Origin of the sequence: Pararhodospirillum photometricum DSM 122, from assembly GCF_000284415.1 — a bacterium.
GTDB classification, from domain to species: Bacteria; Pseudomonadota; Alphaproteobacteria; order Rhodospirillales; family Rhodospirillaceae; genus Pararhodospirillum; species Pararhodospirillum photometricum.
The window spans coordinates 187,255-201,504 of the sequence record NC_017059.1; the positions used below are offsets into that span (position 1 = coordinate 187,255).

Consider the following 14,250-nt stretch of genomic DNA (forward strand, 5'->3'; position numbering starts at 1 on the left):
GGCCGCCGGCCAGCATGCCACGCTGGCGCTCCCGGGGGCGTCACCCGGCCGGGTTCGGCCCCTTGGCCTCGGGGCCGTCCTCCTGCGCCACGGCCATAAAGGCCCGCACGGTCGGCAAGCGACGGCGCTCGCGCAGACAAACCGCATACAAGGTCATGCGCAGGTCGGCATCGCCAAAGGGCAGCATCACCAAGCGCTCGTCCCCGCCCAGTTCGTTCTCGGCAATCACCCCCAGGCCAAACCCAGCCGCGACGGCCTCGCGGGTGGCCTCGCGGGTGTTGATCTCCATCACCACCTGCACCGTAATCCCCCGTTCGGCCAGCGCCCGCTCGAACACGCGCCGGGTTACTGAGCCTCCGGTTCGCCACACCATGGGCTGATCTTGGATCTCGGCCAGCGCCACCGCACGCCGCCGTGCCCAGGGATGATCACCGTGCTGACCAGCGGATGCGGCGACGCCGTCAGCGGCAAGGCGAGCACCGGTCGATCGTCGCCCAAGCCCTCGGGCAGGAGGCGGAACACCACGAGCGGCGCGCTCCCCTCCATCAGGGGGGCCAGGGCCAGCGGCAAGATTTCTAAGGGGCGTCCACGGTAGTGGTCCTCGCGGGTCAGCAGCAGCAAGGCGCCATCGGGCAGGCGCAGGTAGAAATCCAGACGCTCGGCCGGCAACACGCGGCGCATGATCTCCAACAGCGCCTGTGCAATGTCGGGAAAATCCCGAGTTTGCATCATGGCCGCCGACATGTCGTGCAGAGCCCTGTTGATCGTCATCAACTGTTGAACATCGCTGTTGTCGCGGGCCAGCAGGAACAGGCCGCACTCCAAAGACATCATGCGCTCGATCAGGGGGCCGATCAGGGGTTCGGGTAGAATGGAACCGTGCTGGGGGGCGATGGCCTGCAACGGCAGTTCCCGCACGGCATTCAGGGCGTTTTGCAGCACGTCCCGGCTGGGGATGTAGTGTTCATGGAAAGGCCGCAGGGCCTCGAAATAGCTTTCGTCCCGCGCGACAAGGGAAAAACCCTCGGTGAAACCGCYGAACAGGTCGCTTGACAGCAAGGTGCCGGTGGCCTCGTCAAAAGAAACGAAGGCCCCCGGGAAATGGGCATAGGGGGTAAACACAAAGCGTAGTATCCGACCGCCCAGGTCGAGACGCCAGCCATGGTCATCAACCCGCCAAAACGGCAGAGCCAAACCATAGTGGCGCAACAAGGCCTCGGCCCGCCAATGGGTGACCACCACCGCATCCGGCCGGCACACCAACTGGTCCACCAACGGGAGTGCTCCGGTGATGTCGGGGTCTTGATGGTGGCACACAAAATAGCGGATCCGGTCGAACGGCAGGACCTGCTCGATCTTGCGCAGGGTGTGCCGGAAGGTCAGGGCTGATCCGGGATCGAACAAGACCGACTGGTCGCCATGGTCCAGCAGATACACATGGCACTGAAAAGGATCGCCCGGCAGATAGTGGCCCACCCACCAAAGGCCCGGGGCGATCTCGATGGCATTCCAGGCGTCGTGTTCGGTAATGGCGCTCAGGTCATACATACGATCCTCGTGCGGGGCCGGTCCCCGATCCTCTCCTTTTGGAGAGGAAGCATAGCGGGCTCACGCGGCGTTGGCACAAGGGAAAAGAGGGAAAGCTGGGGGGCGTGGCCTCCCCAGGTCCCTCGGGCCCGCGCGATGGCACAAGGCCCAAGGGGGGGACGGACCTTAGTCCTTGGCGCAGCCGCAGGTGTTCTTGCCCAGGAAGGTGTAGGCGGGGCAGAAGCTGAAAATGGCGGTCAGCAGGGGGATTATCCCAATGTAGCCCCACACGCCGATGGTGCCGGTCACGGCCATCAGGAGCAGGGCAACACCCACAATGGCGCGGATCGGACGATCAATCCCACCGACGTTCTTGGTGTACTTCAGCATGGCTCAACTCTCCTTGGACAAGGGGACCGCCGAGGCGTCGGCGGTGCAAAACGCGCATAGCCCTATAGCCCCAAAAACCGCTGCGTGTCGGTGACAAGATCACCAACGCGAGAGGATTGGAGACGATCCGACCTTAAAACGTTGGCTGTCCGGGGGGAACCGGAAAAAGAGAGGGAAGGCTGGGGAGGCCGGGCCTCCCCAGACCCCTCGTGGTGAGGGAAGCCCCAGGATCGGAGGGGTTTGGGGAGGCCCGCCTCCCCAGCCTTTTAAGGGCGGCGCAAGGTGGCCAGGGCGTCCGGCGACAAAACGGTGACGCAGCCGCGTCCCAGACTCACCCAACCCCGGCGTTCAAAATCCTTGAGTTGCCGGCTCACCACCTCGCGCGCCGTGCCCAGTTCGGTGGCCAGCTCTTGGTGGGTGCCCTGCCAGCGGCCGTCCTGGCTGCGCCCGAGCAGGGTTTGCGCCAAGCGTACATCCACCCGGCCGAACGCCACTTCCTCGATCAGCAGCAGAAGGTCGGTCAGGCGCACGCCATAGGCGGAAAAACAAAGCGCCGGAAGCCCGGCGAGTCGTTGAGGAGGGCCTGAAAGGTCGAAACTCCCAGCGTCGCCGCCTCCACGGCGCTTTCGCACACCCCCTCGGCGCCGTAAGGGGTGCCGGTCATCAGGCAGGCCGTGGTCAAAACGCAGGTCTGGCCCGGCTCAACCCGGTACAAGACGATCTCGCGCCCCGAGTCGGAGGTCTTGTTGACCTTGATCGTCCCGTCCAGCACCAGCACAAAGGCACGGCAGGCATCGCCCTCGCGGAACACCCCGCGTCCGGCCGGCAGGCTGACCCGCTCCAGCCCCCGGATCAGGGGCTCGCGCTCGGACAAGGGCAGGGCGGCCAGCGCGGGAAACGCCGCCAGCACCCTGTCCTGGTCCGCGCGCGCCATCTCAGGCCAAGCCTTCGCGGCCCATGCGCAGGAACTTCTCGCGGCGTCGGGCCCGCAAAATGCCGCCCTCCAGGCCGTTCAACTCGCGCAGGTGGCGCTCGAAGGCGTCGCCGACCTGGGTGAAGGTAGCCTCGCGGTCGCGATGCGCCCCGCCGAGCGGCTCAGGGATCACCTCGTCGATCACCTTGAAATCCAACAGATCCTGGGCCGTCAGGCGCAAAGCCTCGGCCGCCTGCTGCGCCTGATCGCCGCTGCGCCACAAGATCGAGGCGCACCCTTCGGGCGAAATCACCGAATAAATGGAATGCTCCAGCATCATCACCACGTTGCCCGTGGCAATGGCGATGGCGCCCCCCGAGCCCCCTTCGCCGATGACGCAGCTGATCACCGGCACCTTGAGGTTCAAGCCCACCTGGATCGAGCGGGCAATGGCCTCGGCCTGCCCCCGTTCCTCGGCGGCCACGCCGGGATAGGCGCCTGCCGTATCCACGAGCGTCAAGACCGGCAAATTAAAGGTGTCGGCCAGTTCCATCAGGCGCTGCGCTTTGCGATAGCCTTCGGGCATGGCCATGCCGAAGTTGTGGCGCAGGCGGGTTTCCGTGTCGTGGCCCTTCTCCTGACCCAAGATCACCACCGGCTGGCCGCGAAAGCGGGCAAGACCGCCGACAATGGCCCGATCCTCGCCAAACACCCGGTCGCCGGCCAGCGGCGTGACGTCGGTGAACAGGATTTTCAGGTAGTCCAGGGCATGGGGGCGGTCGGGATGGCGGGCGACCTGGGTCTTTTGCCAGGGACTGAGTTTGGCGTAGACGGCCTTGAGTTGCTTCTCAACCTTTTGTTGCAGCCGGGCGACTTCCTCGGCAATATTCATGCCGTCGGCGTCGGAGAGGTGGCGCAACTCCTCGATCTTCCCTTCAAGTTCGGCGATCGGCTTCTCGAAGTCCAGAAAGTGCATGGCGATCCACGTGCGGCTGAAACGGTGGGGCAAGCGCTCTGCGTAGCACAGCAGGGCGGCCAAGCGAAGGCCCCATCGACCGGAAAAGAGAAGGCCGGGGAGGGGAGGGGCCTTCCGGTCCCTCGGATGAGGCGGCGCCCCCCCCGTTTGGCCCGTCTCGCCGTTAGTGTCCGTGGATCTGACGCGCCATGTCCACCAGCACCTCCGCCTGCTTGATCGAGGCAATGTCGATCAGGCGGCCATTCAGGGTCACCGCGCCCTTGCCCTCGGCCTTGGCCTGGGTCATGGCGTCCAAAATCGCCTGGGCCTGCGCCACCTCGGCTTCGGACGGTGTGAACACCTCGTTGGCCAGGGTGGTTTGGCTGGGGTGAATGGCCCACTTGCCCTCGCAGCCCAGTACGGCGGCCCGGCGCGCCTGGGCCTTGTAGCCCTCGCCATCCTTGATGTCGCCAAACGGCCCGTCAATCGCCCGCAGGCCATGGGCCCGCGCCGCCACCACCATCCGGGCAATGGCATAGTGCCACATGTCACCCCAGTGATAGGCCCGGCTGCCATCGGCCAGAACGTCGGTCAGCACGCCGTAGTCGGCGTTGGGGCCGCCAATGGAGGTGGTGCGCGCCTTGGTTGAGGCGGCGTAGTCGGCCACACCAAAATGCAGCGATTCGTTGCGCGGGCTGGCGGCGGCGATGGCGTCGATGTTGGCCATGCCGAGCGCTGTTTCAATGATCAGCTCAAAGCCAATCCGCTTCGACACCCCGGTGGCGGCCTCAACTTGCGTCACCAGCATGTCCACCGCATACACATCGGCGGCGGTGCCGACCTTGGGGATCATGATCAGATCAAGTTTGCCCGGGGCGCCTTCCAGGACCTCGATGATGTCCCGGTACATGTAATGGGTGTCGAGGCCGTTGATGCGCAGCGAAACCGTCTTGCTCGACCAGTCATACTCATTGAGGGCGGTGATGATGTTGCGCCGCGCCGCTTCCTTCTCCGAGGGCGCCACCGCATCTTCCAGGTCCAGGAACACCACGTCGGCGTCGCCAGTCGCGGCCTTTTGCAGGAACTTGGTGTTGGAGCCGGGAACCGCCTGTTCCGATCGGTTAAGGCGCGCTGGCGCCGGCGTGACGAGGGTAAAGCTCATGTCCTGTTCCACCCTTTTTTCGTGTCTGGCCCCTCCTTGGCGGACGGGGGCCTCTCTTGGGACAATGCCGGGGCGCAGGGGCTTTTTGCAAGTGCACAAAAAAGGGAAGGCTGGGGAGGCGAGCCTCCCCAGACCCCTCCATTCCTGGGGAAGTACCTCAATCGTGGTTTTCCCAGGCAATGTGGGGTCTGGGGAGGCCCGCCTCCCCAGCCTTGCTCAAGCAAGGGGATCCCCCTCATGGCTGCGGCGGCGATACCGGTCTTGTGCCACCTCATCAAGGAACAACTGATCCTTGTGCTCGCGTTCCTGGCGCTCCCGGTTTTCCCGGTTTTCCTGGGTCACCTCGATGGTTTTGAGGGTGCGATAAGCCTCAGCCAAGGCTTCGCGCGCTTCCAGGATGTCCTCGTCCAACTGGTGCTCGCGCTCCAGGAGATCATCCTTGCGCCAGCGAAAGTGGCTGACATAGGCGCCAAGGGTCAGGCCAAAGGCCGGGTTCTGCTGGGCAAAACTCACCTCGCGGGCAAACTCGGCGTCAAGGGCCCGCCCCTCCGCCTCCAGAGCCGCCTGGCGCTGCAACAAAACCCCAAGGTCGCGCCGACGCTCGTCCACCTCGAACTTGCGCAACCGGATCAATGTATGAAGATCTTTCCCCATGGCCCCGTCTCACCGCCAGGGTTTAGCGCTGGGGCGCCAGGGCAGCCCGGAGCAACTCGTAGCCCGTGCTCAGATCCGTTCCCTCGCGCTTTCCCTGGGTCAGAAAGGTCTCGAGCGGTTGGTGATGGGCAATGGCCAAGTCCACCAAAGGATCCGACCCCGCCTTATACGCCCCCAGCCGAATCAGCTCGGCCATGTCCTCGTAGGTGGACATCAAGCGTCGCGCCTCGGCGACCAGGGCATTTTCCTCGGGCGTGTTGCAGCCCGGCATGGTTCGCGACACGGAGCGCAAGATATTGATCGCCGGATAGCGGCCGCGCTCGGCAATGGAGCGCTCCAGAACAATGTGACCATCCAAGATGCCGCGCACAGCGTCGGAAATCGGTTCGTTGTGGTCGTCACCCTCCACCAGCACGGTAAACAAGCCGGTGATGGTGCCCGAGCCCTCGCAGCCCGGACCGGCCCGCTCCAGCAACCGGGGCAGCTCGGCAAAGACCGATGGCGTGTAGCCCTTGGAGGCCGGCGGCTCGCCCGCCGACAGGCTGATCTCGCGTTGGGCCATGGCAAAGCGCGTCACGCTGTCCATCAGGCACAGCACGTCAAGGCCAAGGTCGCGGAAATACTCGGCCACGGCCAGGGTCACATAGGCGCACTGCCGGCGCATCAGGGGGCTCTCGTCACTGGTGGCCACCACGGTGACGCTGCGGGCCAGTCCTTCTTCCCCCAAATCGTCCTCAATAAACTCGCGCGCCTCGCGTCCACGCTCGCCGACCAGCCCACAAACGATGACATCGGCGGTGGTGTTGCGCACGAACATCGACAGAATGGAGCTCTTGCCCACGCCGGAGCCGGCAAAGATGCCCATGCGCTGGCCCCGGCAGCAGGTCAGGAAGGTGTTGACCGCCCGCACCCCCAGGTCCAGCTTGCCCCCCACCCGGCGCCGGGAATGGGCGGCGGGGGGCGTATTGCGAATCGGCACCGCCACGTCCCCAGCCGGCAAGGGGCCGCCGCCGTCCACCGGCTCGGCCATGGCGTTGATGACCCGGCCCAGCCATTGGATCGTTGGGCGCAAGGTCGGGCGCTCCTCACCGATCTCGACGCGGCACCCCAGGCCCACCCCATCAAGGCCGCTGAACGGCAGCAGCAAGGCGCGGCCGGTGCGAAAGCCCACCACCTCGCTGGCGACTCGGCGGCCGTCGCGCCCGTGGATCCAGCACCGATCGCCCACCGACAGACTCGTCTGGACGCCGCCGATCTCCACCACCAACCCTTGCACGCCCAAAACCCGGCCATACACGCGGCGGTCGGGAATCTGATTGAGATCGTTGACGATGTTGTTGAACAAGGCGGTGCTCATCGTCGTCCTTTCCTGGTTGCGGCCCCAGTGTGGGCCGCGGGGGTTAACCCCCGATGAAAGGCGGATTCTTCCGGCAAATCGCCCGGAGAGGGGCGTTACAGAAGTTGCGGCGCCACTGTAAGAACAAGGCTCAATCAACAGATAAAAAACAAGCTTTTCCGATTGGCTCTTGCATGATTAGCCGAAACCCCGTACCGTTAAGGAAGCTTAAGACGGGCCCGCGCCCCCGGCGCGTCGGCTCTACTTCCGTGGCGGTGGAGGGAAAGATGCGTGTCCTGGTAGTTGAAGATGACGCCGCGACGGCCAAAAGCATCGAACTCGTGCTCAAACGCGAGGGCTGGGTGGTCGATACAACCGATTCCGGCGAGGACGGTCTGGAGATCGGCAAGATCTACGATTACGATATCATGATCGTTGATCTGATGCTGCCCGACATGGATGGTCTGGACCTCATTCGTCATCTGCGCGCGTCGCGGATCGCCACCCCTGTTCTCATCCTCTCGGGCCTGACCGAAAGCGAACGCAAGGTCAAAGGGCTCGGCGTCGGTGCCGACGACTACCTGACCAAGCCTTTCGACAAGTCGGAACTCGTGGCCCGGCTCCAGGCCATCGTGCGGCGCTCCATGGGCCATGCCCAATCGGTCGTGCGCATCGGTCGCCTGGAGGTCAACCTGGATGCCCGAACCGCCTGCGTCGATCATGAGCCCATCCACCTGACCGGCAAGGAATACGGGATTCTCGAACTGCTGACCCTGCGCAAGGGCTCCACCCTCACCAAGGAGCAGTTCCTCAATCATCTGTATGGCGGGATGGACGAGCCGGAGCTCAAGATCATCGACGTCTTCATTTGTAAGCTGCGCAAAAAGCTCGCCCAGGCCACCGGCGGCGCCAACTACATCGAAACCGTTTGGGGACGCGGTTACGTCCTGCGCGATCCCGACGACCTGTCGGCCCCGCAAGTCGCGCTCGGCTAACCCCCCCTCCTTCCGGTGCCAAAGGGTCTGGGGAGGCTTGCCTCCCCAGCCTTGTCTTTTACCCTCCCTCGCCCAACGACTTCATCTCATGCGGGCGGGCAACAGCATAGACCCCTCGCTGCCCCGGGATCGGCTTAAAAGCCGAGGAGACCCCCAAAACGGTTTCCGCCCCGCCCAGATACAACACACCGTCATCGGTCATCTGCTTTGAAATGGCCTCAAGAACGTGAGCCTTGGTCGGTTGGTCGAAGTAGATCAGCACGTTACGACAGTAGACCACGTCAAACTGGCCAAGTGGTCGCAGATCTTCAAGAAGGTTCCATTCCTTGAACTGGACCATGGCGCGGATGGCGGGATCGATCTCCCACATGTCATCCTTTTTCTTGAAGTACTTCACGAGGAGTTGCATGGGCATGCCCCGCTGTACCTCGAACTGCGAATAAAGCCCGGCCCGAGCCTTGCGCAAGATCTCGGTGGACAAGTCGGTCCCCACGATCTCGTGGCGCCACCCCGCAAGCCGGGCTGATTCCTCCTTGAGGATCATTCCGAGCGAATAAGGTTCCTGTCCACTCGACGCGGCGGCGCACCAAATGCGAAACGATCGACGCGACGCCCGTGTCTTGATCAGGTTGGGTAAAACAACCTGCCGGAACTGGTCGAACGGCTTCGAATCCCGGAAAAAGAAGGATTCGTTGGTGGTCATCGCCTCGGTAATTTCCTTCTCCAGCGCCAAGTCGCGCCGGCGAAGTTGCCCGATGAGGTCGTCGAGGCCTTTGAATCCGCGCTTGCGCGCCAGCGGCATCAGACGACTTTCCAGCAGATAGGACTTGTCGCGGGTCAGGACGAGCCCCGACTTGTCCTTCAGCATCTTTGAGATATAGTCGAAATCTTCCGGTTTCATGCCATCAGCGCTTGTTCGCGGTGCGGAGGAGATAGGCGGCGATTTCGTTTAAGGGAAGAACAGCAGCGCACGATCCAGACTGCGCCGTGGCCCCGGGCATTCCCCAGACGACGCTCGACGCCTCGTCCTGAGCCACCACGGTCCCGCCCGCATCGGCGATGACCACGCTCCCCTTTGATCCGTCGGCCCCCATGCCCGTCAACACCACGGCCAGGGCACGGCGCCCATAGGCCCGGGCCACAGAGCGAAACAAAGGATCGACGGCAGGACGGCAGAAGCTTTCCGGCGGATCCTGGTTGAGGCGCAAGATCCGCTCCGTCCCCCGGGTCTCCACCACCATGTGGTAATCACCCGGAGCAATGTAGATGTGTCCGCCGCGAATTGGCTCGCCGTCCTTCCCCTCTTGGGTTGGCACGCCGGAAATTCGCTCGACATGGCCGGCCAGAATGGTTGTAAACGTGGCCGGCATGTGCTGGGTCACCAAAATGGGCTGCTTCGGCCAGCCGTTTTTGCGCAACTCGCCAAACACTGTGAACAGCGCTTGCGGCCCCCCGGTCGAACTGCCAATGGCAATCACGTCAGGGCGCTCGGAAGAGGGCTGGCGCAAGGTAATGGGCCGCGCCGGCCCCTTCAGCGGATGCAGGGGAACGGCAGCTCGCTCTTGTCCCAGCGCCCGCGCCGTTGGGGCGGCTTGCCCCACTTCGCGGCGGCGGGCGCTGCCCAGGCCTTTCACTTTTCCGATCAACTCGTGGCGAAAAGCTGTGGCCGAGGAGAGTTCCCGCGAGGTCGAGGGCTTTGCCAGATACTCCGAGGCCCCCATTTCCATCGCTTTCAGGCTGACCTCGGCATTCTTCAAGGTCAGGGTCGAGGCCATGATCACCTTGAGGCCCGCGCTCTTGCGCAACAACAGCGGCAGGGCGGTCAGCCCGTCCATAACCGGCATTTCAATGTCCAAGATGGCCACATCAATATCGTGCCGGTCCAGGGCCTGAAGCGCCATCTGTCCGTTGCCGACCGAACACACCACCTGGATGGAGGTGTCCTCTTCCAACATGCGGGTGATCAGCCCCCGCACGACAGCCGAGTCATCGACCACCATCACACGGAGGGGACCGCCTTGCGACGCTCCCGTGGAGGGGGTGTTAACGGGTGAAATCGCCACGCGCTGACGTCCTTCCTGAACTCTTATTCTTCGATCAGTCCAACTTGCTGGAACTTGGCCTGCAAGATTTCACTGTCGAAAGGCTTCATGATGTACTCGTCGGCGCCGGCCTCCATCGCTTCTTGGATGTGGCTGATGTCGTTTTCTGTGGTGCAAAACACCACGATCACGTCCTTTCCTCCCGGCAGCGCGCGCATTTCCCGCATGAATTCCATGCCATTCATCACCGGCATGTTCCAGTCAAGAAGCACGGCTGTCGGCAGTTTCCGTTTGCAAAGCTCCAGGGCAACATGGCCATCCTCGGCCTCCAGTGTTTCAAACTGGAGCTCCTGGAGAATTTTCTTGGCCACCATGCGGATGACTTTGGAGTCGTCGACGATCAGACAGGATTTCATGGGTACCCCTTGTGCCCTTGCCCTTGCCTTGCGTCCTCTTGACCGAGGACTCGTTGTTGCACGAGGACTCGTGGACCCGGAGAGCGCTCCCCAAGAGCGCCCCCCAAACTCCCTGTCGAGTCTTCCACCCTCGTTGTCCCGGAGGTTCCCCTAGCGGGAGAACGACCGGATCAGGCGTCCAGATCAACGGGAACCGGTTCACCGCCCACCAGTTGGGATAGCACCTCCAACAGGCTCTCGCGGTCAAACTTGGCCACGTAGTCGTCAAACCCGGCTTCGCGGCCGCGGATCAGATCCCGTTCTGTCGCATGACTCGACAGGGCGACCAGCGGCACGTCGCCCCAGCGCGGATCGGCCCGCACGGATTCCGCAAACTGGAAGCCGTTCATGCCGGGCATTTCGATGTCGCTGATAATCGCATCGAAGGTCATGCCCCGCTCGCGCAGGGCCAGGGCCTTCTCAGGCCCATCCACCGCCGTCACGTCGTAGCCATGCACCGAGAGCATGGGCGCCATCAGGTTGAGGAAGAAGGCGCTGTCATCAACAATCAGAATACGTCGCACGCCACCCGGCTCGCCATAAGAGTCCACCGGGTTGCCGCCGAACCAGTCGCCAAAGGCCTGGGTCAGATAGTATCCGGTGTCGATGATATCGGTTGCCTTGCCATTGACCACCGCCGTGCCCACCACGCCCCGCAGATCCGCGCGCAGCTCTACTTTGAGGTGGTCTTCGACGATATCAACAATTTCATCAACCACCAATCCCATGGACCGGTCGCGGTCGCTGAACACCAAAATCGGCTGGCGGCCTTCTTCGCGCAAGGTCAAAGCTTCGCCAATGCCGACCAAGGGCATCAATTGACCGCGATATTGCACCACCGGCTTGCCAAAAGACCGTTCAACCTTTTCGACCTCGATCTCCTCCAAGCGCGCCACCAGGGCCAGCGGCACGGCCTTCAGGTCGTTGCTGCCAGCACGGAACACCAGAAGCGAGGTACGATCCTCGGCCGAGCGGCCCACAGCCTGCTGGCTCTCGGTCGCGCCCGTCGTGCCCATGGTGACCTCGCCGGTCGCACTGGCGATGCCATTGGGATCGAGGATCATGATCACGCTGCCATCGCCCAGGATGGTGTTGCCCGAGAACATCGACACGTGGCGCAAAATCGGGGCCACCGGCTTGACCACGATTTCCTCGGTGTCAAACACCCGGTCCACGATGATGCCAAAGGTATACGTGCCCACCTGACTGACCACGATAAAGGTCTCGGAGCGACCTTCCGGGCTGTCCGCGTGCCGCTCCTCCTCGTCTTCGTCAAGGCGCAGCAAGGCAGAGAGCGACACCAGCGGCATCAGGCGGTCGCGCAGGCGCAGCACCGGGGCGCTGTTGATCCGCTCGATGGTGGTATCCGAATCGTTGGTGACCCGAACCAGTTCCAGCACCGAAATCTGCGGAATGGCAAAGCGCTCGCTGGAGGCCTCGACGATCAGGGCCGACACAATGGCCAGGGTCAGCGGAATCTTGATGACAAACGTCGAGCCCCGGCCCGGCCACGTCTTCAGTTCGACCGTGCCCCCGATCTTCTCGATGTTGGTCTTCACCACGTCCATGCCCACGCCCCGGCCCGACACGGCCGTGACCTTGTCGGCGGTCGAGAGACCGGCGCGGAAAATGAACTGCGCCACTTGCTGGTCAGACATGGATTCCAGATCCGCTTCGGTGGCCAACCCATTGGCCAGCGCCTTGGAGCGGATCTTGTCGATATTGAGACCGCGCCCATCGTCGCTGATCTCGATGATGATGTGGCCCCCTTCGTGGTAGGCGTTCAGCTTGATGATGCCGGTTTCCGGCTTGCCCGACGCCAGACGCTCGTCGGGGAACTCCAGGCCGTGGTCGGCCGAGTTGCGCACCATGTGGGTGAGCGGATCCTTGATCAGCTCCAGCACCTGACGGTCCAGCTCTGTGTCGGCACCATACATCTGAAGGTCTATTTTTTTGCGCATTTCAACGGAAAGGTCGCGCACAATCCGCGGCAGCTTGGCCCAGGCATTGCCGATGGGCTGCATGCGGGTCTTCATTACCCCTTCTTGCAGATCGGTGGTGATGTGGGACAGGCGCTGCAAGGGCGCGGCAAATACGGAGTCATCGGTGCCTCGAACCATCTGGAGGAGCTGGTTGCGCGTCAGCACCAGTTCCGAGACCAGGGTCATCAGGTTTTCGAGCAACTCGACGTTGACGCGGATCGACTGCGCCGCGATGGAACTTTCCTTGACCTCGGCACCGCCGCCCATAGCGGGCTGGTCCTCGGCGGCGCGGGCGGGGGGTTTGGGGGCCGGGGCTGGTGCCGGCGGCTTGGCCTGGGGGGCGGGGCTAAGGGCGGTTTTGGCTGGCTCCTCGCCCGAGGCCACGGCCTCTTCGGCGGCGCGTTCACGGGCCAACTCGGCCGCGATTTCGGCATCGCTGGCGGCGCGCTTGCCCTGGGCCACGGCATTTTGCACCTCGGCCAACAGTTCGGCCGCCACCGGGTAGCCCTGCGGGCTTGTGCCCACGCTGCTGGCGGGGGCGCTGGGGGCGGGGCGGGGCGGCGGGGGCGGGGGCGGGGCGGCGGCGGGTTTTTTCCCGTCGGCGAAGGCGTTGAGGACGGTCTTCAGATCCTTGTCATCGCCTTCGGGCTCGGTTTCCGCCGTTTCCAGGTGGGACAGGATTTCCTTGATGCGGTCGATGGTGCGCAAGATCACCGTCACCGCCTCGGGGGTGACATCCAACTCTCCGTCACGGAACTTGCCCAGAACATTTTCGCCCGCGTGGGCCAAGCTCTCAAGGCGCGGCAACCCCAAGAAGCCGCACGTCCCCTTGATGGTATGGACGAGACGGAAAATGTTGGACAGGATGTCCCGATCGTTGGGATTGCGCTCCAGATTGACCAGTTCCACGTCCAGCGTGGCAAGGCTTTCGGAGGTTTCGGTCAGAAACTCACTGAGCAAATCGTCCATCAAGGACCTCCTTGGGATGCCCGGGCGTCTCGCGCTTCCCCGGGGTTTCTCAAGAAAGAAGCCGCCGGCCCGGTATCGGCTCCGGGAGAAGGGAGTGTCACCCCTATATCTCTACCAGTTCACCGCCCTCTATAAAAGGGCCAATCCCCGACGAAAGTGCTTCCTTTGCGAGGACGAGGCCTTTTCTCGGGACATCCTCTCCTTAGGGGGTTGGCATCCCTTGGGGGAGGTCCACAATCAGGGCAGTTCCGGCAGGCGCGACGCGGATCTGGGCGGTGGCGAGCCGAGCCAGGGTTCCGGCCAGCCAGGCCAGACTGGTTCTGGGTTCCAAGGTGTCGGTCGTGCCGGTGAGGGCATCTCGCCATGCCGGGGGCAACACCGTCTCGCCGCCGCTGTCGATGACAAAGCCGGTGTCGCGCTGTTCCAAGGTCAGCACGGGGACCTGGGGCCAGCCATCGGCGGCGGTGAGCAGGGCCAGCACCAGCAAGCGCACGCCCACCGGGCCCGGATCGTGCAAGCCGGGTTGGGTGGCCAATCGGCGCTTGCCCAGGGCCAGCAGGGCGTTGAGGGTCGGGAGGGCCTCGCTCAAGGCGGGCTGGCGGCCGCGAGCAACTCCGGTGGCCATGCGCAAGATTCGCAGGCGCAGGCTGGCGGCGTGGGCACTGTCGGACAGCAAGGCCAGGGCCTCGGCATCCAAAACGCCCTCGTTGGTTTCCTCCGCCAACAATTCCGCCCCCGTGGCCACCGCCCCGATCGGACCGGCCAAGTCATGGCACAGCCGGGTGCAGAGCATCAGGGCTTGGTCAAGCCCGATCAACACGGGCTGGGAAGGATCGGTGTGGGGAGGTGATCGGTTTGGCAAAGGTGGGG

The 14,250-nt window shown here is 63.7% G+C and carries 15 protein-coding genes; 1 reads left to right on the forward strand and 14 read right to left on the reverse strand.

The window, feature by feature from the left end; all coding sequences use genetic code 11:
• Positions 1 to 40: 40 nt before the first annotated feature.
• From RSPPHO_RS00725 to fliI, 9 genes are all read right to left on the reverse strand, one after another.
• A complete protein-coding gene (locus tag RSPPHO_RS00725) occupies positions 41 to 373 on the reverse strand; it encodes a LysR substrate-binding domain-containing protein (RefSeq protein WP_051013535.1) in 333 nt (110 codons plus the stop codon).
• Positions 346 to 1,548, reverse strand: coding sequence for an oxygen-binding di-iron domain-containing protein (locus tag RSPPHO_RS00730; protein WP_051013536.1), 1,203 nt, complete (start codon positions 1,546 to 1,548; stop codon positions 346 to 348). The genes RSPPHO_RS00725 and RSPPHO_RS00730 overlap by 28 nt, the downstream gene beginning before the upstream one ends.
• 165 nt (positions 1,549 to 1,713) lie before the next feature.
• Positions 1,714 to 1,917, reverse strand: a complete 204-nt coding sequence (locus RSPPHO_RS00735; RefSeq protein ID WP_014413369.1) for a YgaP family membrane protein — start codon at positions 1,915 to 1,917, stop codon at positions 1,714 to 1,716.
• A gap of 266 nt (positions 1,918 to 2,183) precedes the next feature.
• A complete protein-coding gene (locus RSPPHO_RS20690) occupies positions 2,184 to 2,447 on the reverse strand; it encodes a Crp/Fnr family transcriptional regulator (RefSeq protein WP_242390542.1) in 264 nt (87 codons plus the stop codon).
• Complete coding sequence (locus tag RSPPHO_RS20695; protein WP_014413371.1) at positions 2,438 to 2,851, reverse strand: Crp/Fnr family transcriptional regulator; 414 nt, start codon at positions 2,849 to 2,851, stop codon at positions 2,438 to 2,440. The genes RSPPHO_RS20690 and RSPPHO_RS20695 overlap by 10 nt, the downstream gene beginning before the upstream one ends.
• Before the next feature lies 1 nt (position 2,852).
• Entirely contained in the window at positions 2,853 to 3,806 is a 954-nt protein-coding gene (locus RSPPHO_RS00745) for an acetyl-CoA carboxylase carboxyltransferase subunit alpha (RefSeq protein ID WP_041796223.1), read from the reverse strand.
• Positions 3,807 to 3,969: 163 nt separating this feature from the next.
• Positions 3,970 to 4,947: an HpcH/HpaI aldolase/citrate lyase family protein gene (locus tag RSPPHO_RS00750; RefSeq protein WP_041793634.1), complete on the reverse strand. Its 978-nt coding sequence runs from the start codon at positions 4,945 to 4,947 to the stop codon at positions 3,970 to 3,972.
• A 216-nt stretch (positions 4,948 to 5,163) separates the two neighbouring features.
• Positions 5,164 to 5,601, reverse strand: a complete 438-nt coding sequence (locus RSPPHO_RS00755; protein WP_014413374.1) for a hypothetical protein — start codon at positions 5,599 to 5,601, stop codon at positions 5,164 to 5,166.
• Between the two features lie 22 nt (positions 5,602 to 5,623).
• Positions 5,624 to 6,958, reverse strand: a complete 1,335-nt coding sequence (gene fliI / locus RSPPHO_RS00760) for a flagellar protein export ATPase FliI (RefSeq protein WP_041793635.1) — start codon at positions 6,956 to 6,958, stop codon at positions 5,624 to 5,626.
• A 266-nt stretch (positions 6,959 to 7,224) separates the two neighbouring features.
• Here fliI and ctrA point away from each other — a divergent pair, with 266 nt between their 5' ends.
• The gene (gene ctrA / locus RSPPHO_RS00765; protein ID WP_041793636.1) at positions 7,225 to 7,932 is read left to right on the forward strand and encodes a response regulator transcription factor CtrA; all 708 of its coding nucleotides are present in this window, start codon (positions 7,225 to 7,227) and stop codon (positions 7,930 to 7,932) included.
• A 58-nt stretch (positions 7,933 to 7,990) separates the two neighbouring features.
• Here the strand turns inward: ctrA and RSPPHO_RS00770 are convergent, their stop codons facing one another.
• The 5 genes from RSPPHO_RS00770 to RSPPHO_RS00790 all read right to left on the reverse strand — a co-directional run bounded on the left by RSPPHO_RS00770 (position 7,991) and on the right by RSPPHO_RS00790 (position 14,200).
• Entirely contained in the window at positions 7,991 to 8,833 is an 843-nt protein-coding gene (locus RSPPHO_RS00770; protein ID WP_014413377.1) for a CheR family methyltransferase, read from the reverse strand.
• A gap of 4 nt (positions 8,834 to 8,837) precedes the next feature.
• Positions 8,838 to 9,932, reverse strand: a complete 1,095-nt coding sequence (locus tag RSPPHO_RS00775) for a protein-glutamate methylesterase/protein-glutamine glutaminase (protein WP_157879301.1) — start codon at positions 9,930 to 9,932, stop codon at positions 8,838 to 8,840.
• Between the two features lie 86 nt (positions 9,933 to 10,018).
• Positions 10,019 to 10,390 (reverse strand): response regulator, encoded by a 372-nt coding sequence (locus tag RSPPHO_RS00780; protein ID WP_014413379.1) that lies wholly within the window; start codon positions 10,388 to 10,390, stop codon positions 10,019 to 10,021.
• Between the two features lie 170 nt (positions 10,391 to 10,560).
• Entirely contained in the window at positions 10,561 to 13,380 is a 2,820-nt protein-coding gene (locus RSPPHO_RS00785) for a hybrid sensor histidine kinase/response regulator (protein WP_041793637.1), read from the reverse strand.
• Positions 13,381 to 13,582: 202 nt separating this feature from the next.
• Positions 13,583 to 14,200, reverse strand: coding sequence for a histidine phosphotransferase family protein (locus RSPPHO_RS00790; RefSeq protein WP_051013537.1), 618 nt, complete (start codon positions 14,198 to 14,200; stop codon positions 13,583 to 13,585).
• Positions 14,201 to 14,250 lie beyond the last annotated feature (50 nt).